This is a genomic window from Methyloceanibacter sp., from assembly GCF_041573655.1.
GTDB lineage: Bacteria > Pseudomonadota > Alphaproteobacteria > Rhizobiales > Methyloligellaceae > Methyloceanibacter.
Window position 1 is genome coordinate 13,484 of record NZ_JBFFQD010000009.1, and the last position, 23,263, is coordinate 36,746.

Genomic DNA, 23,263 nt, shown 5'->3' on the forward strand with positions numbered 1-23,263 from the left:
CGCATGATCCGGAGAAGTGGGCACCGGTTTTCCGATAAGATCATGCGCGAAAAAGTTTCCCGGAGCATCCATGGACGTTTTCACAGGGTTTCACGGCCACGTTCTGGCGGCCGTCCAGCAGCTCAAGCATGACGGCGTCGTGCCGCAGGACGCGAGCGTCGACGGCATTTCGCTCGAGACGCCCAAGGACTCCGGCCATGGGGACCTCGCCACCAACGCCGCCATGGTGCTGGCCAAGCCCGCGAAGCTCGCGCCCCGCGCGCTCGCCGAACGGATCGTTCCTCTGATCGCCTCCGATCCGTATGTGGAGAAGGTGGAGATCGCCGGACCCGGATTCATCAACCTGACACTCGCCCGTGCGTTTTGGCCGAGCGTGTTGCGTATGGTGCTGGAGCAGGGTGATGCGTTTGGCCGAAGCGCCATCGGCAAGGGGCAAGCCGTGAATGTGGAGTATGTGTCCGCCAACCCGACGGGTCCCATGCATGTGGGTCACTGCCGGGGCGCCGTGTTCGGCGATGCGCTGGCTAATCTCCTCGACTACGCCAGCTACGACGTCACCCGTGAGTACTATGTCAACGATGCCGGCGCGCAGGTCGACGTGCTCGCGCAGTCCGCGTTTCTCCGCTACCGCGAGGCGCTCGGCGAGGACATCGGCGCGATCCCAGAGGGGCTCTATCCCGGCGACTACCTGAAGCCGGTCGGCGAGCAGCTTGCCGGCAATCACGGCCGGGATCTGCTCGACATGCCGGAGGCTGAGTGGCTGCCGCTGGTGAAGGCCGCCGCGCTGAAGGCCATGCTGGCCATGATCGCGGACGATCTGAGCCAGCTCGGTATCAAGCACGACGTCTTCTTCTCGGAACGCTCGCTCACCGACGGCAAGGACGAGGTCGCCGAGACCATCGACGACCTGAGAGCCAAAGGCCTGATCTACGAGGGCCGTTTGCCTCCGCCCAAGGGCAAGGTGGACGAGGCCTGGGAGGACCGCGAGCAGCTCCTGTTCCGCGCCAGCGACTTCGGCGACGACCAGGACCGGCCGCTCGTCAAGTCGGATGGCTCATACACGTATTTTGCCTCCGATATCGCCTATCACTACGACAAGTTCAGACGCGGTTTTCACTCCATGATCGACGTCTGGGGCGCCGACCATGCGGGCCATATCAAGCGCCTGCGCGCCGCCCTGTCCGCGCTGACGGTCGGCAAGGCCGATCTCGACGTTAAGGTATGCCAGCTGGTCCGCTTGTTTCGGTCTGGTGAGCCCGTCAAAATGTCCAAGCGTGCCGGGACATTCGTAACGCTCCGGGACGTCGTGGAGGAAGTGGGTGCAGGGCCCGTTCGCTTCATGATGCTGTACCGGAAGAACGACGCGCCGCTTGATTTCGACTTCGCCAAGGTCACCGAGCAGTCGCGGGACAATCCGGTCTTCTATGTTCAGTACGCCCACGCCCGGGCGAGTTCGGTTCTGCGTAATGTTGCTGAGACATTTGCGGACCTCAGTGTAGCGGAGGATGTGTTGGTGCAGGCCGACCTAAATCAGTTGAATGACGACGGGGAGATCGCCTTGATCCGTCGTCTGGCTCAATTTCCTCGTATTGTTGAGGGTGCAGCGCAAGCACATGAGCCACATCGGCTCAGTTTCTATCTTTACGATCTTGCTGGAGACTTCCATGGTCTTTGGAACAGAGGCAAAGACTTGCCACAATTACGTTTTATTTACGAGAGTGACCGAGAGTTAACACGTGCTCGTGTTGCGCTTGTGGCCGCCACAAAGCGTGTCCTGGCGTTGGGTTTGGGAATACTCGGCGTTCATGCCATGAACGAGTTGCATTAGCCGGCCTGGGGCAGGGGGTAGTTCGAGGGACTTAAGCCATGTCCACGCGCGAGAGTGGGTTCGGCCGCTGGGCTGGCCGATCCGCAAAATTTGCATCAGATTTGATCAACAGGCACGCCGCCGCCTGCGCCGGGTAATCCTGGGACGCGAGCGCGGCCAACATCGAAAAGAGTGAGGTATCTTTCATGGTTCAAGGAGCGGGGCGGCCAGGTCAGCCAAACATTTTCGGTGCCGGCGGTGGTCCGAAATTCGCCCAGATGCCGACCTATCAGCCGGTGACGCGCGCGCCCGGAGAGGCGCCCCAAGCCGATCCGCAGGCGCCCTATCCGCCCCAGACGGCGCGGCCCCAGCAGCCTGCTCCGGCGCAAGCCCAGCAGCCCGCTCCCGTTCAGCCCACAGCCGCTCAGCCTGTGCCGGCCCAGCCTGCACCTCAGGCCATGCCGCCCCAGCCTGCGGCCTACCAGCCCCAACAGCCTCAACCGCAAGCCTTCGGTGGACAGCCGGCGGCCCAGCCGCAGGCCTACACGGCGCCCAGCCCCGCCGCGGCGCCGAGCGGCCAAGAGCTGCCGGACCTGAGCGACGCCGATCCGAATTTTCCCGACTCGATCTTCGGAGACTTCAAGAGCCCCGAAGCGAGCCCCCCGGAGGCCGATTTCGCCGCGCCGAACCCGGCTGCGGACGCTGGCCTCGATGCGGCCTTCCCCGAGCCGGTTGATGCCGGTTTCCCGGAGGCGAGCTTCCCGGAGACACCTGCGGCGGCCGGCGCGGACCCAGCGCTTGGCGGCGGCGAGATGGCATATGGCGCGTCGCCCTACGACCCGGCCGCGCAAGGTGCTGCTCAGGCGCCCATGCAGCAGCATCCGGGATATCCGCCCCAAGACTACCCGCAGCAACACCCAGCGCCGCAAGCCCCTCAGGCTGCGCCTGGCGAGCCTGGACGTGCACTTCAGGCCCTTGACCCCGCCTACGACCAGCCCCCGCAAATCCCGCTGGGTGGCCAGCAGGGCATGGCGCCCCCGCCGCAGGACTACGCCGAGGCCGGGAGCGATGCCGATTTTATGGATGAGAGCCAGCTTGCTGCCGCGCCGGCGGGTAAGGGCTCCAAGTTGAAGAGTTCGCTGAAAGGCCGCAGCGCCGTCATGGTCGCAAGCGCACTGCTTGGAGCGATCGCGCTCGGCGGTGCTCTGGCCTACGCCTACAAGCAGAGCGGCGGGAGCGGCGAGGCGCCGATGATCACGGCCGACGCGACGCCGGTGAAGGAAGCCCCCGACCAGCCGGGCGGCAAGGAATTTCCTCACAAAAACAAACTGATCTACGATCGTCTGACCAATGGCGATCAACCCGGGTCCGAGCGTCTCGTGCCCCGCCAGGAAGACGTGGCGGTACCGGCCCTGCCGCCGGCAACCGCGACCCACAGTTTGCCGACGCCCGTTGCCACCACCGATCTCGCCAACCAGGCCCAGGCCGCGGCGGATGGTGCGCGCAAGGTCAATACTTTCGTCGTCCGTCCTGACGGCTCCGTCGAAGCTGCCGCAGCGGCTGCAGGCGCCGTTACAGGCGCGGCCGGTGCGGCGACACAAACCGCCCAGGACGCTGCCGGCCAGGCGGCCCAGATGGCTCAGAACGCCACCGGAGCAGCAACCCAGGCCGCGAACGGCGCTGCCGCCCAAGCGGCGGGTCAGGCGGCCAACATGATGCCGGTGCCGGCGCCACAGGCTGCGCCGCAGCAGGTGGCCACTGCCAACCCGGCGCCAGCCGCAGCACCAGCGGCTCCCGCAGCCGACTCCAAATATGTCGTGCAGCTCGGCTCCAGCAAGAGCCAGACCGATGCGCTGGCGAACTTCGCCGATGCCCAGCAGAAATATCCGAGCCTGTTGAGCAGCCATCAGCCCGTCGTTCGCAAGACCGATCTCGGCGCCAAGGGCACTTGGTATCGGCTTCAGGTCGGGCCTCTGGCCGACAAGTCCGCGGCCTACAAGCTTTGCGGTCAGCTGAAGGCGAAAGGGCACGCCGACTGTCTGGTAATGGCGCAATAGGCCACGGAACGCTTGACCGCCGCGCGCGGCGGGGCTAGCCCCGCAACGTGACTTTCAAAGCTTTCATCTCGGGATGCGCGAGCACCGCGCTGACGCCTGCGGAGACTGAGCTCTTCGGACGCGAGCGGCCTTGCGGCCTCATCCTGTTCGCCAGGAACGTTCAGAGCCCCGGACAGGTCCAAGCGCTTGTCGCCGACTTCAAGGCTGCGGTCGGCAGCGACGAGGTGCTGATCCTCATCGACCAAGAAGGTGGCCGCGTGCAGCGGCTTCGTCCGCCGCATTGGCGGGCCATGCCGCCGGCCCGGGTATTTGGGGACCTCTATGCGTCCGATCCGGAAGCGGCCAAGCGTGCCGCGTTCGCAGGCGCCAGGCTGATCGCGGCTGAACTGACCGACCTCGGCATCAACGTGAACTGCACCCCGTGCATCGACGTGCCCCAAGAAGGCGCCCACGACATCATCGGCGACCGGGCGTTCTCCACAGATCCTGAAGTGGTGAGCGCCTTGGGGCGGGCGGTTATGGACGGCACGCTCGCAGGCGGCGTTCTGCCGGTCATCAAGCACGTGCCTGGCCACGGTCGCGCCCTAGCGGATAGCCACAAATCGCTGCCGCGGATCGATGCGTCCAAGGAAGAGCTCGAGCAGGTGGATTTCAAGCCGTTTCGAGCGCTGCACGATGCGCCCCTGGCGATGACCGCGCACGTTTTGCTGCCTGTTTGCGACGAGTGCCACCCTGCGACCCTCTCCCCCGCTATAATGGGGAAAGTGATTCGAGATCAGATGGGATTGACCGGACTCATCATGAGTGACGACATCGGCATGGAGGCCCTTGAGGGCTCGTACGCGGACCGCACGCGCGCGGTGATCGCGGGCGGCTGCGATGTGGTGCTCCACTGCTCCGGCAAGTTCGCGGAGATGACCGACGTCGCCGGCGCAGCACCCCTTTTGGAAGGGAAGCCTGCGGAACGCTTCGAGGCGGCGAGGGCGGCTCTGCACGACCCTGAGCCTTTCGACGAGGCAGAAGCTTTGGCGCTGGTGACCGAGGCTGCCGGAACCCGCGTGGCGAGTCTTGGTCCAGACCCGACGGTGCAGGCATGAGCGGCGAAGACACACCAGTGACAGCAGAGGAGCCGCAAGGCCCTGGCGCTTCCGACATTGTTTCCGACTGGGAACAGGAGGCCGAGCGCATCGAGGACGGCGATCAGCTTCGGGTCGACGTTGAGGGGTTCGAAGGCCCGCTGGATCTCCTTTTGACGATGGCGCGAACCCAGAAGGTCGACCTCTCCAAGATTTCCGTGCTGGCGCTGGCGCAGCAATATCTCGACTTCATCGGAGAGGCTCGACGCCTGCGCTTGGAGATCGCCGCCGATTATCTCGTCATGGCCGCGTGGCTGGCCTTCTTGAAGTCGAAGCTCCTGCTTCCGGCTGAACCGTCGGAGGAGGGCGAGCCGACCGGTGAAGAGCTTGCCGCGCTCTTGGCCTTTAGGCTGAAGCGCCTTGATGCCATGCGCGATGCGGCAGCTCAGCTGATGACGCGCAAGCGCCTTGGCCGTGATGTTTTCGGGCGGGGGCTGCCGGAACCCATCCGCGTCACCAAGACCAGCGTTTATGAGGCGAATGTCTACGATCTCTTGAAAGCGTATTCCCAGCAGCGGCAGCGCACGGCGACGCACACGCTGCACATGGAGAAGCGCTCCGTATGGTCGCTTAAGGAGGCGCGCGACGAACTGGAGCGGCTCCTCGGTGTCGCCTGCGAGTGGGCGCCGCTCGATCAGCTGCTTCTGGAGTTCTTGGTGGACCCGGAGGTCCGGCGCACCGCGCTGGCGTCGAGCTTCACCGCGAGCTTGGAGATGACACGCGAAGGCACCCTTGAGATCCGCCAGTCGAAGTCGTTTGGACCGCTCCTGGTTCGCCGTCGCGGCGAAGCGGGTTGAGTTGAGTTGGATTTGCGTTGAATCGAGTGCAGTCAGTGGAGGAATGAGGCCACCGGTACCTGGCAGGCGCGTTACTGGCCGATACGCGAGGGGCATATCATGCCGAAACCCAAAATTTTGCCATCGAAGCTTGCTCGAGATAGGCGCGAGGCAGATGAGTCCAAGGCAGATGAGTCCAAGCCGAACCTGACCGCGGTGCTCTCCGACATATCGAAGCTGTCGGAGGATGAGGGCGAGGCCAAAGGCGGGTCGGCCCTGGTGAAGCTGGATCAGGCGATGCGTGCGGTGGTCGCAGAACATACAAAGAAGACGGATGCGGGGATGCCAATGACAATGAACCAAGCGGAAAGGGCAGAGGACATGACGGCGGAAGAGGACGAGCAGAGCGTGCAAGCGCCCATGCTGCCGCTGCCGTCCAACGTGATGGCGCTGCCCTCCGCCGATCGGCGCGAGAAGCTGCGGATCATCGAGGCTCTGCTGTTCGCCGCGCCCGAGCCGCTCAAAGAGGCGGAACTGGCGAAGCATTTCGGCGAGGGCGAAGACGTGAAGGCGTTGCTGGAGGAGCTGCAAGGCCTCTATGCCGGCCGTGGCGTCAATGTCGTACGCGTGGCCGGAAAGTGGGCCTTCCGTACCGCCGACGACCTGTCCTTCCTGCTGGAGCGCCAGGCCGTGCAGCAACGCCGCCTGTCGCGCGCGGCCCTGGAGACCCTGGCGATCATCGCCTACCACCAGCCTGTGACCCGTGCCGAGATCGAGGAGATCCGGGGCGTGTCCACGTCCAAGGGGACGATCGACGTTCTTCTGGAGACCGGCTGGATCAAGCTCAGGGGCCGCCGCCGCGCACCGGGGCGTCCCGTCACCTATGGCACCACGGAGTATTTCCTGGAGCATTTCGGCTTCGAGCAGATCCAGGACCTGCCGGGGCTTTCCGAGCTGAAGGGTGCCGGTCTACTGGATTCCAACCTGCCGCCTGGATTCGCCATGCCGAACCCGGACGATGCGCCCGACTTGCGCGAGGACGAGACGCCGCTGGAGGAAGAGCCGCTGGGCGAGGGCGAAGACGACGAGCCTCTGGGCGCTGGCGATACGGAAGAGCAGGAAGGCAGCGCGGGCGAAAAGGCCTAGAGCCGCCCCTCGCGCCTTATTGCATGAGGGTAGGGCGTTGCCTTGAGGGGCGCCCCTCGCGTAGACCAGCCTGATGCTTGAGTTTCTCAAGATACGGACCCGCTCATTGAGCGAAGCCGCCGCCGCAAAGCGTGCGGTCCGCAAAGCCGCTCGCGGCAAAGCGGTGCGTGGCAAGACCGCCGTGACCTTCGCTGCGCGTCTGGACCTGGAGCATGTGTGGCGCCGCTACGGCGAGGCATACGCGCTCCAAGACGTCACCCTCGAAGTGCCCGCCAGCACAGTCTTGTGCCTTCTGGGCCCTTCCGGCTGCGGCAAGACCACCTTGCTGCGGATTGCGGCGGGCGTGGAACGGCCGTCCTCGGGACGCGTCCTCGTCGACGCAGAGGAGGTCGCCGGGCCGAACCGTTTTGTGTCGCCGGAAAAGCGCGGCGTGGGGCTCATGTTCCAGGACTTCGCGCTCTTTCCGCACTTAAGCATTCTCGACAACGTCGCGTTCGGCTTGCGGTCGCTGACCAAATCGCAAGGCCGCGCCGAGGCGTTGCACGCGCTGGAGCGCGTGGGGCTTGCCCAATACGCCAAGGAGTATCCGCACATTTTGTCCGGCGGCGAGCAGCAGCGTGTGGCGCTTGCCCGCGCCATCGCGCCGCGGCCCGGCGTGATCCTCATGGACGAGCCGTTTTCCGGTCTCGACTCCCAACTGCGCGAGGCCATGCGCGAGGATACGCTCGCCATCGTGCGCGAGGCCCGCGCGACCTGCATCGTGGTGACCCATGACGCGGAGGAAGCCATGCGCATGGGCGATCGCGTCGCGCTCATGCAAAAGGGGCGCATCGTGCAGACGGGCACCGCGCCGGAGCTCTATCGTGCGCCAAGCACGCTCTTCGCCGCACGTGTTTTCTCGGACCTAAATGAGATGCGCAGCACCGTGCGCGGAGGCCGGGCCGAAACGCCGCTCGGCACGTTTCCAGCCAAAGGGCTGGCGGAGGGAACCGACGCCATCGTTTGTGTTCGCCAAAGCGGCGTGCGGCTGCTTAAGCCCGGCAAAGGTACGCCAGGACGCATCCTCGACACCCGCTTTCTCGGCGACGTGGGGCTGGTTGAGGTCGCCGTGCAGGGGCTCGACGATCCCGTGCTGGCGCGCGTCCGGGAGGCGGACGTGCCTGAGAAAGGCGCCGAGGTCGGCGTTGCCGTGGATGAAGGCGCGATCCTCGTCTTCGAAGCCGGAAACGGGGACGAGGGGCCTTCACCTTAAAGGGAGCCCGGCTTGCGAGCGGGGCGCCTTTGCTGCCATAGTGACGGCAACTCTTTGATAATGCGCGGGGGTTCGCCCCTCGCTGGAGGCCTTTCATGGGACCGAGTTGGTGGCAAATCCTGATCGTGCTGGTGCTGTTCGTACTGCTGTTCGGGCGCGGCAAGATTTCCGATCTGATGGGCGACGTAGCCAAAGGCATCAAGAGCTTCAAGTCGGGGCTTGCCGATGACGACGAGAAGGCCGATGCCAAGGTGATCGATCACGAAACGCCAGCGCCGAAGTCGCGCGCCCGCGCGCCGCACAAGAAGAAGTCAAGCTGAGCTCTACAATGACGTGGAGTGTCTCTCGCGCGCCGGACGTTCTTGCGCGCGGCAATCGTTGGCTCTGACACCTCGAACGCATGCTCAACATCGGATGGTCCGAACTTTTGCTGGTCGCCATTGTGGCGATCGTCGTGGTGGGTCCCAAGGATCTGCCGAAGCTGATGCGGACCTTCGGGGTCTATGCGGGCAAGCTGCGCCGCGCGGCCGCCGACTTCCAACGCCAATTCGATGAGGCCTTGGCCGAAAGCGAGGCCGACGAGGTGCGCAAGAACATCGAGGCCATTCGCTCCAACATGGGCACGATGGCCGACTTTGCGCCGCCCCCCGACACTCCGCTGATGACGCCGACGACGCCGGCGGCGCAGTCCATCGAGCACGCCATCGCGCCGCGCGCGAAGACGGCACGGACCAAGAAGGCGTCAGCCAAGAAAACGGCGGCCAAGAAGACGCCGCGTAAAACGGCAGCGCCCAAGCGCAAAGCGTCACCCAAGCGCAAAGCGGCGTCACCCAAGCGTAAGACAGCGGACAAGAGAACCACGACGAAGACGAGGCGGAAGCGGTGAGCGAGCGAGACGACATCGACGCCACCAAGGCGCCGCTCATTGAGCACTTGGTCGAGCTCCGTCGGCGCTTGATGTGGTCGCTGGCGGCGATCTTCGCCGCCTTCGTGGTTTGCTTCTGGTTCGCCAAGCCGATCTACAATCTTCTGCTGTGGCCGTATCGCGTCGCCGCGGGCGTCGATGTGCCCATCGAGCTGATCTATACCGCGCCGCAGGAGTTCTTCTTCACGCAAGTGAAGCTCGCGCTGTTCGGCGCCATTTTTGTCGCCTTCCCCGTCATCGCCACGCAGCTCTATATATTCGTAGCGCCAGGCCTATACCGGGCCGAGCGGAAGGCCTTCCTGCCGTTCCTCATCGCCACGCCGATCCTGTTTCTAATCGGCGCAGCGCTCGTCTATTTCGTGGCCATGCCGCTCGCCATGACGTTCTTCCTGTCGATGCAGCAGACGGGCGATGTGGAAATCTTGCTGACCGCCAAAGTCAGCGAGTATCTGTCGCTGATCATGATGTTGATCTTGGGCTTCGGCATCTGCTTCCAGTTGCCGGTGCTGCTGACCCTGCTGGCCCGCGCCGGCCTGGTGACGTCCGATCAGCTGAAATATTACCGCCGGCACGCCATTCTCGGCGTGTTCGTGGCAGCGGCAATCCTCACGCCGCCGGATCCGGTCAGTCAACTCGCCTTGGCCATCCCGACGCTCGGGCTCTATGAACTCTCCATTTTCGCCGTGAAGCTCGTGGAGAAGAAGCGCGCCGCCTCTGGCGCGGCCGCAGCATCTCCGTCATCGTGAGGCAGGTCCACGCCCTGAGACAAGGGGACCGATGACAAGCCCAAGGTGCCGCTCTATACGGGGAACCACGCAAACCGCCCCTTCGAGTCGATGAAAGAGATTGCCCCCCGTGCTTGACGTCAAATGGATACGTGAGAACCCGGAGGCCTTCGTCAAAGGCCTGACCGACCGTGGCTTCGAAAGTCCGCAAGGCACGCTGAATCATATCCTCAAGCTGGACGAGGAACGCCGCGAAACGATTCAGACTTTGGAGGAGGCGCAAGCCAGCGCCAACACCGCCTCCAAGGCGATCGGCAAGGCCAAGCAAGCCAAGGACGAGGCGGAAGCGGCGAGCCTTCTGGAGAAGGTCGCCGGGCTGAAAGACATCATCCAGGATCGCGAGTCCGCCAAGCGTTTGCTCGATGGGAGCCTTCGTGAGCTTCTCGCCGGCATTCCCAATATGCCCGCGGACGACGTGCCCGTGGGCGAAGACGAGCGGGAGAATGTCGAGCTGCGCAAGGTCGGCGAGCCGCCAGCGTTCGACTTTACGCCCAAGCAGCATTTCGAGATCGGCGAGGAACTCGGTCTCATGGACTTCGAGACCGCGGCCAAGCTCTCCGGCGCCCGCTTCGTCGTGCTGAAAGGTCCGCTGGCGCGGCTCGAACGCGCACTCGCCCAGTTCATGCTCGACCTGCATACGTCTGAGCACGGCTACACCGAAGTGAACCCGCCGCTTCTCGTGCGCGACGATGCCATGTTCGGCACCGCGCAGCTGCCAAAGTTTCGTGAGGATCAGTTCGCGGCCGGCGACGATTACTGGCTCATCCCGACCGCCGAGGTGCCGCTGACCAATCTCGCGCGTGACGACATTGCCGACGAAGCGAAGCTGCCGATGCGGGTCACGGCGGGCACGTATTGCTTCCGTGCCGAAGCCGGTGCGGCCGGCAAGGACACGCGCGGCATGATCCGCCAGCATCAGTTCTACAAAGTGGAAATGGTCTCTGTGACGACGCCGGAAGCGTCCGCCGAAGAACACGAGCGCATGACAGCCTGCGCCGAGACCGTGTTGAAACGACTCGGACTTCCCTATCGCGTGGTGGTGCTGTCCACGGGCGATATGGGCTTCGGCGCGCGGAAGACTTACGACATCGAGGTCTGGCTGCCGGGGCAGGGAATGTACCGCGAAATTTCGTCCTGCTCGAACTGCGGCGACTTCCAGGCCCGGCGCATGAACGCGCGCTACCGCCCGAAGGATCGCAAGGCGACCGAGTTCGTGCACACGCTGAACGGCTCCGGCGTTGCCGTAGGCCGTGCGCTCATCGCCGTGCTGGAGAACTACCAGGAGGAGGACGGCAGCGTGCGCGTTCCCGCGGCGCTTCAGCCCTATATGGGTGGGCTGACGCGGATCGAAGCACCCAAGTGATCGCGCGCCCTCGTGATCTTGCGCCTCTGGCCACACATTCATCGTCATGCCCGGCCGTGTGCCGGGCATCCACGATTGGTGTAGTGCGACAGGGCAAGACGTGGATGGCCGGGACAAGCCCGGCCATGACGGGTGCTTGTTGAGATGACTCAAAAAGAGAGCAACCGAACAAAACCATCGGAAATGACTCGCAAAATGCGCGTCCTCATCACCAATGACGACGGCATCGAAGCGGCTGGCCTCGACGTCCTGGAAAAGATCGCCACGGACCTCACCGACGATGTCTGGGTGGTGGCGCCGGATACGGACAACTCAGGCGCCTCGCATTCTTTGACGTTGGCTGAGCCGTTGCGTATGCGCGAGCTCGCCAAGCGCCGCTTTGCCGTGAAGGGCACACCCACCGATTGCGTCATCATGGGCGTGCGCTACCTCCTCAAGGACAATCCGCCCGACCTCGTGCTGTCCGGTGTCAATCGCGGCCAGAACCTCGCCGACGACGTGAACTATTCCGGCACCGTGGCCGGCGCCATCGAGGGCTCGCTGCTGGGCGTGCCGTCCATCGCGCTCAGCCTCGCCATCGGCTCCTATGACACGGGCGTGCCGGCCTGGGACACGCCGATGGTTCACGGCGCGGGCCTGGTGCGCAAGCTGCTCGACGCGGGCTGGCCCAAGAGCACCGTGCTCAACGTCAATTTCCCGGATTGCGAGCCGAACCAGGTCAAGGGCATGGCGGCGACGGTGCAGGGTTTGCGCGACACCGCGCTGCTCGACATCGACGCGCGCATGGATGTGCGCGGCAAGGCGTATTACTGGATCGGCATTGCCAAGCGCGGCTCCAATCCGCCGAAGGACACCGATTTGTCGGCGATCCGTGCCAATCTAATTTCCGTCACGCCGCTCTGTCTCGACTTCACCGACCGGCAGACGCTGGGCGCGTTGGCCGATGTTCTCGGCGAAAAAGACAAATAGTTCATGGGAACGGGCCCTAGAATCGGCTGATACTCTGCCGAAAACCCGCTCGCGGGGGACCCGCCTCGCGGAGGGGGACGGGATGGCAAGCGCTCAGGACCAAATCGGCCTCATCATGCAGCTTCGGCGTCGCGGTATCCGCGACCCCAAAGTGCTGCGCGCCATGGAGGCCGTCCCGCGCGAGACGTTCGTCGACGAGGCCTTCACCGAGCACGCCTATCAGGACATCGCGCTGCCTATCGATTGTGGGCAGACCATCTCGCAGCCTTTTGTCGTCGCCTACATGACCGAGAAGCTTGGGCTGGAGCCGACGCACAAGGTCTTGGAGGTCGGCACCGGCTCAGGCTATCAGGCCGCCGTGCTGTCGCATCTGTGCCGGCGCGTCTACACGGTCGAGCGGTGGCGCGAGTTGCAGAAGGTGGCGGAAGCGCGGCTGGCCGATCTCAAGATCGCCAACGTCACCACGATCATCGGCGACGGCTGGCTGGGCTGGCCGCCGCAAGCCCCGTTCGACCGCATCATCGTCACCGCCGCGGCCCTCGATGCGCCCGCCGCGCTGCTCGATCAGTTGAAAGACGGCGGCCGCATGATCATCCCGCTCGGCGAGAACCGGGACTCCCAGTATCTCGTGCAGATCGACAAGACCGAGGAAGGCATGGTGGAAACGCCGCTCCTGCCGGTGCGCTTCGTGCCCCTGGTGCATGGCCGGGTGAAGCGCGATTGATCCGAAATTAGGCAGCTGCGCTAAGGCTTAATGCGTTGTTTACCGCCAGCGCGCTTTACTACGCCCAACGGGTATTGCGTAAAGAGGGTCAACGGCGGATGCGCGGAGCGTTCTGTTTGGAGTTTGGCCGCGGCACGGTGCGTGTGGTCGCGGCAGTGGGTCTTGCGTTTGCGATGGCAGGCTGCAGCTCCAGCGCGCGTTTCGATGATTCTCCCTACAGTCTCAGCGACAGCGACGCTCTCGCCGATCCGTCCACCACGGCCTCGCTGCCTGTCCCGTCTCAGTCGGTCTACAACGGCTCCAGTGGCTCGGGCCAGATCGCGCGCTCGACTCCGCCGCCTCAATCCACGGCCGCGTACGACACCAGCAAGCCACGCTATTACGGCACGCCGCGTTCGGCGAAGCCGCCTGTGCCAGCGCCCATGACGCAGGCCTCGGGCCCGCGCATCAAGGTTAAACAAGGCGACACGCTTTCCGGTCTGTCGCAACGTTATGGCGTTCCCATCGACACCATCCAGAGCGCCAACAACTTAGCCGATGGGCGTTTGCGCGAAGGCCAGGTGTTGATCATGCCGGTAGCATCGCCTCAGGCTCCCGCACCGGCGGTTGCTCAAGCCCCAGCCCCAGCACCGGCTCCTGCGTCAAGCGGTGCACGCAAGGTCAAGACCACCACCATCCAGGCCCCGGGGACACCTGCGCCGACTGAAACGACGCAGAGCGCCACAAGTGCTTCAAAGGTTGCCAGCAAGACGCCCCAAAACGTCACCAGCACCGCACAGCTTCCGAACCCGGAGCCTATGACGGGCAATAGCTTCCGCTGGCCGGTCAAGGGCCGTGTGATTTCCGGTTTCGGCACCAAGCCCGATGGCGGGCACAATGACGGCATCAACATCTCGGTTCCGCAAGGAACGCCCGTGAAGGCGGCCGAGAACGGCGTCGTGGCCTATGCCGGCAGCGAGTTGAAGGGCTACGGCAATCTGGTGCTGGTCCGGCATGCCAACAATTGGGTGTCGGCCTACGCCAACAACGAGACGCTTCTGGTCAAGCGCGGCGACAAGGTGAAGCGCGGCCAGGTGATCGGCAAGGCCGGCACCACGGGCTCAGTTTCAAAGCCGCAAGTCCATTTCGAACTGCGCAAAGGCTCACGCCCCGTCGATCCGACGAAGTACATGAGCAGCATGGCCGCTCAAGCCAACTAGCCGTCAAGCTGCTTGCCGAGGCGTCCCGCCAAGTCCTGAATGAACTGCCAAGCGACCCGGCCAGAGCGGCTGCCGCGTCCGCGCGCCCACTCAAGCGCTTCCTGGGTCAAGTGCGCGTCGGGGACGTCGAGCCCGTAGTGATCGGCATAGCTCCGCACCATGGCGAGATATTCATCCTGGCTGCAATTGTGGAAGCCGATCCACAGACCAAACCGGTCGGACAGGGACAGCTTCTCCTCGACGGCCTCCGATGGGTTGATGGCCGTGGAGCGCTCGTTCTCCACCATCTCGCGGGGCATCAGGTGGCGCCTATTTGACGTGGCATAAAGCAGCACGTTGTCGGGACGGCCTTCAATGCCGCCTTCCAGCACCGCCTTGAGCGATTTGTACGAGGTATCGACGGCCTCGAAGGAGAGGTCGTCGCAGAAGAGAATGAAGCGGTACTGGGGCGCGGCGCGCAAATAAGTCAAAAGCCGGGGCAGGGCGGCGATGTCCTCGCGGTGGATTTCCACGAGCTTCAAGCCGGGAAAGGCCCCATGCGCCGCCTTGATAAGGGAGCTCTTGCCCATGCCCCGGGAGCCCCACAGGAGAGCGTTGTTGGCCGGAAGGCCACGCGCAAAACGGTCGGTATTGGCTAGAAGCGCGTTGCGGTTGCGGTCGATGCCCTTGAGCAGCTCCAGGGGCACCCGGTTGACCGAAGAGACCGGCGCGAAGCGCTCCGATTCGGCCTGAAAGACGAAGGCGCCGGCGTGGGCGAAATCTGGCGTTTGCGGCCGGGCGGGGCCAAGTCGCTCCAGCGCATGGGCAATTCGCTCCATAAATCCCGAAATTGGCTCCTGAAAGTTCATGCGGGCCCCGTTGCAAAGGCGTTCAGGCTCAGTATAGTCCGGCCCAATCGCGCGATAAGAGCCTGCTCGCCACGCCGCGAGACACGCCAACCCGGCCGAAAGCGGCCTTACCTTAGCCAAGCAGGGGACACTCGCAATGGACGGTTTCGCATACGCGCAAGCAAGCGGTGGAGCATTCGAGATGCTGAACAGCTTGCTCGTCCCAACCATCCTCATCATCGGCATCATGTATTTCCTGATGATCCGGCCGCAGCAGAAGCGGATGAGGGAGCATCGCGAGATGATCGCCTCCATTCGCCGCGGCGACACCGTGGTGACCTCGGGGGGCATCCTCGGCAAGGTGACGAAGGTGGAGGATAACGAGCTTCAGCTCGAGATCTCCGACGGCGTGCGCATCAAGGTTCTGCGTCCGACCGTGTCAGAGGTGCGCGGGAAGGATGAGGCGGGCGGCGCTTCATCGTCGAAGTCCGAAGCCAAATAGTCCCGCAAAACGTCGTCTGATCTGGAGAGTTAAACCCGGCAATGCTGCATTTCCAAAAATGGAAGCTGATCTTGGTGTTCGGTATTGTGCTTGCCGGCTTCATTTTCGCAATTCCCAATCTGTTTCCGTCTTCGAGCCTTCAAGGGCTTCCGAGTTGGTTTCCTCACAAGCAAGTCAATCTCGGCCTCGACCTTCAGGGCGGTGCGCATCTGCTCTACCGGATCGACGATAAGGAACTGGTCGACGATTGGCTCGGCACAATCAGAGGTGATGTGCGCGAGGGCTTGCGCAGTAATCGTATCGGCTACACCGACCTCTCCCAGAACGTAGCGGGCCGCAGCGTGTCGGTACGCATCCGCAAGCCCGACGACATGGACAAGGCCTACACGGAGCTGAAGAAACAATCCGTGCCGGTCGGTGGCGATGTGTTCGGCGGGTTCGCCGGCAACAATCTCGAAGTGACGCGCGACGCCGACAAGATCACGTTGACCGTGACTGAGGTTGGCCTGACGGACAGGATCAACTCGGCCATCCAAGCCTCGATCGAAACCATTCGGCGCCGCATTGACGCCTTCGGCACCACCGAGCCCAGCATCCAGCGCGAAGGACGCAACCGCATTCTCGTCCAAGTTCCCGGCGTGACGGACGTGCAGCGGCTGAAGTCCCTGATCGGTGAGACCGGAAAGCTCGAATTCAAGATGGTCGATTCCACGGTGAATGCCGCCGAGGTCGAGGTCAGCAAGAAGGTACCGCCAGGAGACGAGCTCCTCTATTCGTCCGACGACCCGCCCGTTCCTTACGTGCTCAAAGACCGCGTCTTGGTCAGCGGCGAAAACCTGGTCGACGCGCAGCCGGGATTCGATTCACGGACCGGCGAGCCCGTGGTGACGTTCCGCTTCGATGCGGCGGGCGCCAAGCGTTTTGGCCGCGCCACCCAGGAGAATGTCGGACTGCCGTTTGCCATCCTTCTCGACAACAAGGTGATCTCGGCCCCCGTCATCCGCGAGCCGATCCTCGGCGGTACTGGACAGATCAGCGGAAACTTCACGGTGCAGGAGGCGAACGACCTCTCGGTGCTTCTGCGCTCCGGCGCGCTACCCGCCAAGCTCACCGTCATTGAAGAGCGGACGGTCGGTGCGAGCCTCGGTGCGGACTCAATTGAAAGCGGCAAGAAGGCCGCCATCGCGGGCTTGCTGCTCGTCGTGCTGTTCATGTTCGCCGCTTACGGCCTGTTCGGCTTCTTTGCGAATCTGGCGCTCCTGGTGAATATCGCGCTGATCTTCGCGGTGCTATCGCTCATCGGCGCCACGCTGACGCTGCCCGGCATCGCGGGCATCGTGCTCGTCATCGGTATCGCCGTGGATGCGAACGTGCTCATCAACGAGCGTATCCGAGAGGAGAAGAGGGCGGGCAAGTCGCCTATTGCCGCCATCGACTCCGGTTATTCGCGGGCGCTGATCACCATTATCGACTCCAACGTCACCACGCTGATCGCCGTGCTTGTGCTGTTCTGGCTCGGGTCGGGCCCGATCCGTGGTTTTGCCGTCACGCTGACGATCGGTGTGTTGGCGTCCATGTTCACCGCCGTCACTGTGACGCGCATGATGATTGCTTACTGGTTGCGGTGGACGCGGCCAAAAGAGCTCCCAATCTAGGGTTATCCAAGAATGTTCCGCGGCATCACCTTCATTCCCGCCGACACCAAGATCGATTTCGTCGGTCAACGTGCCGTTACGTGGTTCGTCTCCGCCTTTCTGACGGTCGTACCGCTGATCCTCGTGGCTACGATCGGGCTCAATATGGGCATCGACTTCCAAGGGGGCACCCTGATCGAGGTGAAGACCAAGGAGAGTCCGGCAAACCTCGCCGACATTCGCGGCAAGGTCAGTGGTCTCGGTTTGGGTGAGGTGCAGATCCAGGAATTCGGCGAGCCCGACGAGGTGCTGATCCGCATTGCCTCGCAGCCCACTGAAGAAGAGCAGCAAGAGTCCATCGCCAGGGTGAAGAACGCGCTGGGGGACAGTGTCGAGTATCGCCGTACGGAAATTGTCGGCCCCACCATTTCGGGCGAGCTCATCGCCGGCGGCACGCTCGCCGTGGTGGTCGCGATGATCGGCATCATGATCTATGTGTGGTTCCGTTTCGAATGGCAATTCTCCGTGGCTGCCGTCGCATCGCTCGTTCACGATGTCACCGCGACTATCGGGCTTTATGCGCTGCTCCAGTTGGAGTTCAATGTATCGAGCATCGCGGCAATCCTGACCATCATCGGTTACTCCCTGAACGACAAGGTCGTGATCTTCGACCGCATCAGAGAGAATTTACGCAAGTACAAGCGTATGCCGCTCAAGAATCTGCTCGACCTGTCCATCAACGAGATGCTGTCGCGGGCGATCCTCACCCATGTGACGACCCTGCTGGCCATGATGCCGTTCCTGTTCTTCGGCGGGGAGGCTATCTACGGCTTTGCCTTGGCCATGTGTTTCGGCATCATTGTCGGCGCTTACTCGTCGATCTTCGTGGCGTCTCCGATGCAGCTCATCCTCGGCGTGCAGCGCGAGGCCTTTTCTCCAAGGGCGGCGGCACGCGCCAATCCGTGAGGTAGCCCTGTGCGTGACGACGAGCGGCGCGACGTGGTCAGACGCATCGCCCGCGACGCCGATCCCGATCGCGCCATCGCGACCCTGTTTGCACCGGCCGAAACGCGCGCCGACCTCTTTGCACTCTTTGCCTTCAATGCCGAACTGGCCCGCATCGCCGATCAGGTGAGTGAGCCGGGGCTTGGCGCCATCCGCTTGCAATGGTGGCGCGAGGCCATAGAACGGGCGGCAAGCGGTGACGTCACGGGTAATCCGGTCGCCGACGCGTTCGGCGAAGTTCTGGCGCGGCGGACATTATCTCGTGAGCGCATTGCGGGCCTGATCGATGCGCGCAGTTTCGATGTCGGCGAGACGGTGATGCCGGATACGCGGACGCTCGACGCCTATCTGTTCGACACCACGGGCGGGCTGTTCGCGCTTGCCGCGGACATTGTCGGCGCCGGCGGCGAAAAACGCGATCTGGTGGTGGAGGCTGGCGCGCGCGCTTATGGGCTGGTCCGCGTGATGCGCAGCCTGCCGGTGTTGGCCGCCAAAGGGCGCACGTATTTGGCGTCTGATGCACTGGCCCATCATGGGACCTCGCCCCAGGCGATTTTCGCCGGGGAGACGAGCGACGGCCTTGAGGCGCTGCTCACCGAGATGCGGGAGGAGTCGCGTGCGGCTCTAAAGGAGGCGCAGTTCCACTTGTTCGGCGAAGGCATGAAGGGGGCCGGTCTCGATGAGGCGGGCCGCGCCACGTTTCTGCCGCTCTGCCTTGTCGAGCCCTATCTCGCGGCGCTGGCCAAAGTCGGCGATCCATTGCGCCAGACCGCGCGCATCAACCCGCTCGCCCGGCTGTGGCACCTGATGCGGTCGCGTTGAGCCGACTATTCGGCGGCGATCGTCGCGGTGCCTTCCAGCCAAGCGGCGAGATCGGCCAGTGCGCGGGCGGACATCGCCTGCTTGCGGGCGAGGGACTTCGCGCCACGCTTCGCCTTGCCCGGTGGGCGCGGCGGCGCGGGCACCGGCGGGAACAGACCGAAATTCACATTCATCGGTTGGAAGCTGCGCGCGGCGCCTTCGCCGTCGGCGCTCAAATGACCGCCAGTGATATGGGTGAGGAGGGCGCCGAGCGCTGTCGTTGGCGGCGGCGGGAGAAGCGGCTTGGCCGTTCGCTCCGCTGCTGCGAAGCGTCCCGCGATCAAGCCAATTGCGGCGGACTCCACATAGCCTTCCACACCCGTCACCTGTCCGGCGAAGCGCAGCCGTTTGTCCGCCTTTAGGCGCAAGGTTTGATCGAGCAGCTTCGGACTGTCGAGGAAGGTGTTGCGATGCAGCCCGCCGAGGCGCGCGAACTCGGCGCCTTCCAATCCCGGAATCATGCGGAATACGCGCGTCTGCTCGCCGTGGCGGAGCTTGGTTTGGAACCCAACCATGTTCCACAACGTGCCGAGCGCATTGTCCTGGCGCAGTTGCACGATGGCGTAAGGCTTCACGGTCGGATTGTGCGCGTTCGTCAAACCCACCGGTTTCATCGGACCATAGCGCAGCGTCTCGCGCCCGCGTTCCGCCATGACCTCGATCGGTAGGCAGCCTTCGAAGTAAGGCGTCTTCTCAAACTCCTTGAACGCCGTCTTCTCGCCGGCGATCAGCGCATCGATGAAAGCGTTGTATTGGCCTTCGTCGAGCGGGCAGTTGATGTAGTCGGCGCCGCTACCGCCCGGGCCCACCTTGTCGTAGCGCGACTGACGCCAGCAAACGTCCATGTCGATGGACTCAAAATGAACGATCGGCGCGATCGCGTCGAAGAAGGCGAGTTCCGCTTCGCCCGTGAGCGCGCGGACGGCGTCAGCAAGCGACGGCGAGGTGAGGGGCCCCGTGGCCACGATGACGCTGTCCCAGCCTTCCGGCGGCAGGCCTTCGACCTCCGCGCGGCTGATCTCGATCAGAGGATGGTCGAGAAGCGCGTCCGTGACCGCACCGGCAAAGTCGTCCCGGTCGACTGCGAGCGCGCCGCCGGCTGGTAATTTGTGCTGATCGGCTGCCGCCATGATGAGCGAGTCTGCCCGGCGCATCTCCTCATGCAGGAGCCCGACGGCATTACTCTCGTAATCGTCTGAGCGGAACGAATTGGAGCACACGAGTTCGGCGAGGGACTCCGTCTTGTGCGCCTCGGTCTGCCGCTGGGGGCGCATCTCGTGCAGCCTCACGGCCACGCCCGCGCGCGCCAGCTGCCAAGCGGCCTCGCTGCCCGCCAGTCCGCCGCCAATCACATGAACCCTGTCCGTCATCCTGCGTAACTAGGCCCGCGCGGCCAGTAGTTTCAAGCAGAACCCCCTCGAGGGACACGCCGGAGGAGTGTCTATTTCTTGGGCAAAAGACCAATCCTTGTTCAGACGGGCACCACTTTGGGCTATAGTCGCAACCGGAAGCCGAATCGAAATGCAAACACAGGCTTCCGTGGAATGAGCCGGTGGATTTCCGGCAATCGGCGGATCCGCCCGCTCTCTTTTCGCAAAAAAAGGGGGTGAAATGTCCGCGAATACAGCTCTTGCAATTAGTGTTGGTGTTCTTGGCGCCATTGCCACGTGGCTCTTCTTAGGGCCGCTTGGTGGCATGTTGGCGATTTGGGCGGCCTTTATCGCTTGGGGATGCTTCTTCCATTGCGGTGGCTCAGAAACTGGCCTGTCGTCGGCTATCCTCGGCAATATCGCCGGGGCGATCATCGCCGGTATCACGCTCTGGGTGGCGACCCAGACGGGGATCGGCGCCAAGATCGGTCTGCCGATTTGGGCCGGGTTGTGCGTCGGCGTAGGCGTTGCCGTGATGGTGCTGCTGGCCAATATTCCGGCTTTCGCCGCCATTCCCGCTCAGGTTTACGGTTTCGCCTCTGTGGTGGCCCTGACGCTGCTTGGTAACGGCGCCGGCAAACTGACCGACGTCTCCATGGACAATCCTGTGGTTGTCATCATCATTTCGATGATCGTGGGTGCGATCTTCGGATGGGTTTCTGAGAAGGTCGCCGGCATGCTGGCTGGCTCAGGAGACTAAACTGGCAATGCGGCTATCGCGCCCCGGGGCCCCCTAGGCCCGGGACCTGCATGGCCGAAGGCGGCGTGGCCTCCAGTTGAGGCCACGCCGTTTATTCTTTCCGGTGAAGCTCTGAGCAACCTTGTTTTCCGGACCTGCTTGCGCGCAGCGAGTTGCGGCGGCAATGTGCGGCCCTCTTTGGGGGCCATTTGCGCCTTCTCATCTCGTGTCAGCGGAGCACCTTGTACTTGCCCATGTCTAGTGTCCCCATGTCCTGCGTCGATGTCGTCTGGAAAGGAAACTGCCGAGATCCGAAAGTCCGGTATCGGCTGCTGAGCTATTTGCATCGCCTGGCTCATTTGAGCGACGGGTATCTGCGCCAGGGCGAACGTCCTCAGCTGAGCCTCGTAGGTGAGGGACACACCCCGCCGCGGCCCAATATCGAAGTCGTCGACGAGGTACTCTCCGGCCCGATTATGATCTCAAGCGCCATCGCGCCTCATCCCGAAAGGCTGGTGGCCCGTGCGCGCGAGGCCGGGCTCTCCGTGACCGAGCCGGACGATGGGAGCCCGCATGTCATCATGCTCGACGAGGTTCTCCTGCGCGGCCTCGACTTCAAGCTGTTCGATCCCCGCGATCTCCATCCGGATGACAACCGCATGAGCTTCGTCTTCGTGGAGTGTCCGGAGCATCACTTCCTCGATGGCCGGCTGGTAGGGGTCACCAAAAAGGACGGCGAGGTTCATCTCGCCGAACCGCGCCTTCGCCTCCAGACCTATCTGGAGGATTGGACCGATTGTTTGTTTTCCTGGACCCGGTTCTTTGTCGTCGGGGACTTTTGGTGGCAGCGCCACGAAGAGCTGCAAGGCTACGCGGACTATCGCGGCGTGTTCGAGGAGCTGCAGACCACGCGCGGCAGTGACGAAGCGATGGAGGCAACTTTCGACGCGGTGCTCTCCACGTTCACGCAGCACGCCGAACATGGGATCGACGAGGTGAGGAGCCTTGCTAAGGCTGGGAAAGCCTAGGATCACTTCGCCACTGGCCGTCCGAATGCTTTGCGGAGCTCGTCCTTCGCCGCCTCCAGGCGCGCCCGGTCCTGTTCCGACAGGTTCTTGCCAGCGCGATTGATGTAGAACACCAGCATAGACATGGCTGAGCGGAAGGGGTCGGCCTTACGGCGCGTGCTCGCCTCGGCGGAGCGTTTCAGCGATGCGGCGATCTTCTTCGGATCTTTGAGGATAAAGACGCCTTGCTCCAGACGGAGCGCGTGCGAGTGCTCCGTCACGTTCCGGGACCAGCGTTTCGGCTCCTTCGATGCCATGGCAGGCCTCGCTAGAAGCGGCCTTCATCGGGAATGTTGAGCCGGGTCCCGCACGCCTTGCAGCAAACCGAGTCCACCTCGTGCCGCTGCAATCCGCATTTGGGGCAGGGGAAGCGCACCTTTTGCGGCCGCAACAAGGTTTGCAGCAGCCGCAAGAACAAGGTCACGCCGAAAATCATAATGACCACGGCGGTGAGCCGCCCCAGCGAACCCTGCAAGGTGATGTCGCCAAAGCCCGTGGTGGTGAGCGCCGTCACGGTGAAATAGAGCGCATCGACATAGTTGGCGATGGCAGGGTTCCGCCAATGCTGCGTCTCGTAGACGATCCCCGTCATGACGAAGACAAACACGATGAGGTTGATCACCGCGGTGATGGTCTCTTCATTCCGCCGGAAGAACGGGCTGTCGGCGCGCAAACGCGCGACGAGTTGATAGGTGTGCAGCAGCCGCAACGTCCGCAAGACACGCAGGAAGCCAAGCCCTTCGCCGACGATCGGCGCGAGGAACGAGAAGATCGCCACCATGTCCGCCCAAGTGGCCGGATGTGTGAATTCACGCGCGGGATGCGGGCTCACCCAGATGCGGGCACAGAAATCGGCGAGGATCACCAAGCCGAAGATGAGATCGAGATACTCGATCCACGGCTCGCGCGGCATGAACGACGTGGCGATGATGAACAGAACCGTGACGATGTCGAAGGCCAGAAGCGCGTAGCGGAAGCGGTGTGCCGCCAGGCTGCGGCCGTGATAGAGCAGCCGCAACCGCTCGCGAAGCGGCGGAGCTTCGGCCTCAGCCTCGTCTTTCTTGGCGGGAGGCTCTTTGGCTGAGGCGGATTTGGTCTTTGCGGCGGTCATGAGCGTCT

At 63.6% G+C, this 23,263-nt stretch carries 23 protein-coding genes; 19 read left to right on the top strand and 4 right to left on the bottom strand.

Translation table 11 applies throughout. From position 1 onward, the window contains the following. The first annotated feature begins 70 nt into the window (after positions 1 to 70). From argS to ABY454_RS03725, 13 genes are all read left to right on the top strand, one after another. Positions 71 to 1,828 carry an arginine--tRNA ligase gene (argS, locus tag ABY454_RS03665; RefSeq protein WP_372928818.1) on the top strand — a complete coding sequence of 586 codons (1,758 nt, stop codon included), beginning with the start codon at positions 71 to 73 and terminating at the stop codon, positions 1,826 to 1,828. Between the two features lie 185 nt (positions 1,829 to 2,013). Then, the gene (locus ABY454_RS03670; RefSeq protein WP_372928819.1) at positions 2,014 to 3,864 is read left to right on the top strand and encodes an SPOR domain-containing protein; all 1,851 of its coding nucleotides are present in this window, start codon (positions 2,014 to 2,016) and stop codon (positions 3,862 to 3,864) included. A 47-nt stretch (positions 3,865 to 3,911) separates the two neighbouring features. Further along, entirely contained in the window at positions 3,912 to 4,961 is a 1,050-nt protein-coding gene (gene nagZ / locus ABY454_RS03675; protein WP_372928820.1) for a beta-N-acetylhexosaminidase, read from the top strand. Next, positions 4,958 to 5,797 (top strand): ScpA family protein, encoded by an 840-nt coding sequence (locus tag ABY454_RS03680; RefSeq protein ID WP_372928821.1) that lies wholly within the window; start codon positions 4,958 to 4,960, stop codon positions 5,795 to 5,797. Before nagZ ends, ABY454_RS03680 begins: the two co-directional genes overlap by 4 nt. Positions 5,798 to 6,196: 399 nt before the next feature. Next, positions 6,197 to 6,922: an SMC-Scp complex subunit ScpB gene (gene scpB, locus ABY454_RS03685; RefSeq protein ID WP_372928879.1), complete on the top strand. Its 726-nt coding sequence runs from the start codon at positions 6,197 to 6,199 to the stop codon at positions 6,920 to 6,922. Between the two features lie 106 nt (positions 6,923 to 7,028). After that, complete coding sequence (locus tag ABY454_RS03690; RefSeq protein ID WP_372928822.1) at positions 7,029 to 8,174, top strand: ABC transporter ATP-binding protein; 1,146 nt, start codon at positions 7,029 to 7,031, stop codon at positions 8,172 to 8,174. 95 nt (positions 8,175 to 8,269) lie between these two features. Then, on the top strand, positions 8,270 to 8,494 hold the full coding sequence (locus ABY454_RS03695) for a twin-arginine translocase TatA/TatE family subunit (protein WP_372928823.1): 225 nt from the start codon (positions 8,270 to 8,272) through the stop codon (positions 8,492 to 8,494). A gap of 80 nt (positions 8,495 to 8,574) precedes the next feature. Beyond that, on the top strand, positions 8,575 to 9,060 hold the full coding sequence (tatB, locus tag ABY454_RS03700; protein ID WP_372928824.1) for a Sec-independent protein translocase protein TatB: 486 nt from the start codon (positions 8,575 to 8,577) through the stop codon (positions 9,058 to 9,060). Continuing rightward, positions 9,057 to 9,845, top strand: coding sequence for a twin-arginine translocase subunit TatC (gene tatC, locus ABY454_RS03705; RefSeq protein ID WP_372928825.1), 789 nt, complete (start codon positions 9,057 to 9,059; stop codon positions 9,843 to 9,845). Before tatB ends, tatC begins: the two co-directional genes overlap by 4 nt. Positions 9,846 to 9,954: 109 nt before the next feature. Further along, complete coding sequence (gene serS, locus ABY454_RS03710; protein ID WP_372928826.1) at positions 9,955 to 11,247, top strand: serine--tRNA ligase; 1,293 nt, start codon at positions 9,955 to 9,957, stop codon at positions 11,245 to 11,247. A 195-nt stretch (positions 11,248 to 11,442) separates the two neighbouring features. Beyond that, positions 11,443 to 12,216, top strand: a complete 774-nt coding sequence (gene surE / locus ABY454_RS03715) for a 5'/3'-nucleotidase SurE (protein WP_372928827.1) — start codon at positions 11,443 to 11,445, stop codon at positions 12,214 to 12,216. 82 nt (positions 12,217 to 12,298) lie between these two features. Continuing rightward, positions 12,299 to 12,940 (top strand): protein-L-isoaspartate(D-aspartate) O-methyltransferase, encoded by a 642-nt coding sequence (locus ABY454_RS03720; RefSeq protein WP_372928828.1) that lies wholly within the window; start codon positions 12,299 to 12,301, stop codon positions 12,938 to 12,940. 98 nt (positions 12,941 to 13,038) lie between these two features. Continuing rightward, complete coding sequence (locus tag ABY454_RS03725) at positions 13,039 to 14,139, top strand: peptidoglycan DD-metalloendopeptidase family protein (protein WP_372928829.1); 1,101 nt, start codon at positions 13,039 to 13,041, stop codon at positions 14,137 to 14,139. On the opposite strand, the gene ABY454_RS03730 is transcribed toward ABY454_RS03725, so the two are convergent. After that, positions 14,136 to 14,957, bottom strand: a complete 822-nt coding sequence (locus ABY454_RS03730; protein ID WP_372928830.1) for an ATP-binding protein — start codon at positions 14,955 to 14,957, stop codon at positions 14,136 to 14,138. The two genes, ABY454_RS03725 and ABY454_RS03730, sit on opposite strands and share 4 nt — an antisense overlap. A gap of 166 nt (positions 14,958 to 15,123) precedes the next feature. Between ABY454_RS03730 and yajC the strand changes: the two genes are divergently transcribed. From yajC to ABY454_RS03750, 4 genes are read left to right on the top strand one after another with little or no spacing between them, the layout of a single operon-like run. Continuing rightward, complete coding sequence (gene yajC, locus ABY454_RS03735; protein ID WP_372928831.1) at positions 15,124 to 15,468, top strand: preprotein translocase subunit YajC; 345 nt, start codon at positions 15,124 to 15,126, stop codon at positions 15,466 to 15,468. A 41-nt stretch (positions 15,469 to 15,509) separates the two neighbouring features. Then, complete coding sequence (gene secD, locus ABY454_RS03740) at positions 15,510 to 17,123, top strand: protein translocase subunit SecD (RefSeq protein ID WP_372928832.1); 1,614 nt, start codon at positions 15,510 to 15,512, stop codon at positions 17,121 to 17,123. Positions 17,124 to 17,135: 12 nt separating this feature from the next. Next, positions 17,136 to 18,068, top strand: a complete 933-nt coding sequence (gene secF, locus ABY454_RS03745; RefSeq protein WP_372928833.1) for a protein translocase subunit SecF — start codon at positions 17,136 to 17,138, stop codon at positions 18,066 to 18,068. 9 nt (positions 18,069 to 18,077) lie between these two features. Next, complete coding sequence (locus ABY454_RS03750) at positions 18,078 to 18,929, top strand: phytoene/squalene synthase family protein (RefSeq protein WP_372928834.1); 852 nt, start codon at positions 18,078 to 18,080, stop codon at positions 18,927 to 18,929. A gap of 5 nt (positions 18,930 to 18,934) precedes the next feature. On the opposite strand, the gene trmFO is transcribed toward ABY454_RS03750, so the two are convergent. Beyond that, positions 18,935 to 20,338 (bottom strand): methylenetetrahydrofolate--tRNA-(uracil(54)-C(5))-methyltransferase (FADH(2)-oxidizing) TrmFO, encoded by a 1,404-nt coding sequence (gene trmFO, locus ABY454_RS03755; RefSeq protein ID WP_372928835.1) that lies wholly within the window; start codon positions 20,336 to 20,338, stop codon positions 18,935 to 18,937. 241 nt (positions 20,339 to 20,579) lie between these two features. Here trmFO and ABY454_RS03760 point away from each other — a divergent pair, with 241 nt between their 5' ends. Further along, on the top strand, positions 20,580 to 21,098 hold the full coding sequence (locus ABY454_RS03760; RefSeq protein WP_372928836.1) for a DUF1097 domain-containing protein: 519 nt from the start codon (positions 20,580 to 20,582) through the stop codon (positions 21,096 to 21,098). Between the two features lie 233 nt (positions 21,099 to 21,331). After that, positions 21,332 to 22,105 (top strand): hypothetical protein, encoded by a 774-nt coding sequence (locus tag ABY454_RS03765; protein WP_372928837.1) that lies wholly within the window; start codon positions 21,332 to 21,334, stop codon positions 22,103 to 22,105. 2 nt (positions 22,106 to 22,107) lie between these two features. Here ABY454_RS03765 and ABY454_RS03770 read toward each other — a convergent pair whose 3' ends face one another. Both ABY454_RS03770 and ABY454_RS03775 read right to left on the bottom strand, forming a co-directional pair. Beyond that, on the bottom strand, positions 22,108 to 22,401 hold the full coding sequence (locus tag ABY454_RS03770; protein WP_372928838.1) for a DUF3175 domain-containing protein: 294 nt from the start codon (positions 22,399 to 22,401) through the stop codon (positions 22,108 to 22,110). An 11-nt stretch (positions 22,402 to 22,412) separates the two neighbouring features. Beyond that, entirely contained in the window at positions 22,413 to 23,255 is an 843-nt protein-coding gene (locus tag ABY454_RS03775) for a potassium channel family protein (RefSeq protein ID WP_372928839.1), read from the bottom strand. Positions 23,256 to 23,263: the final 8 nt, after the last annotated feature.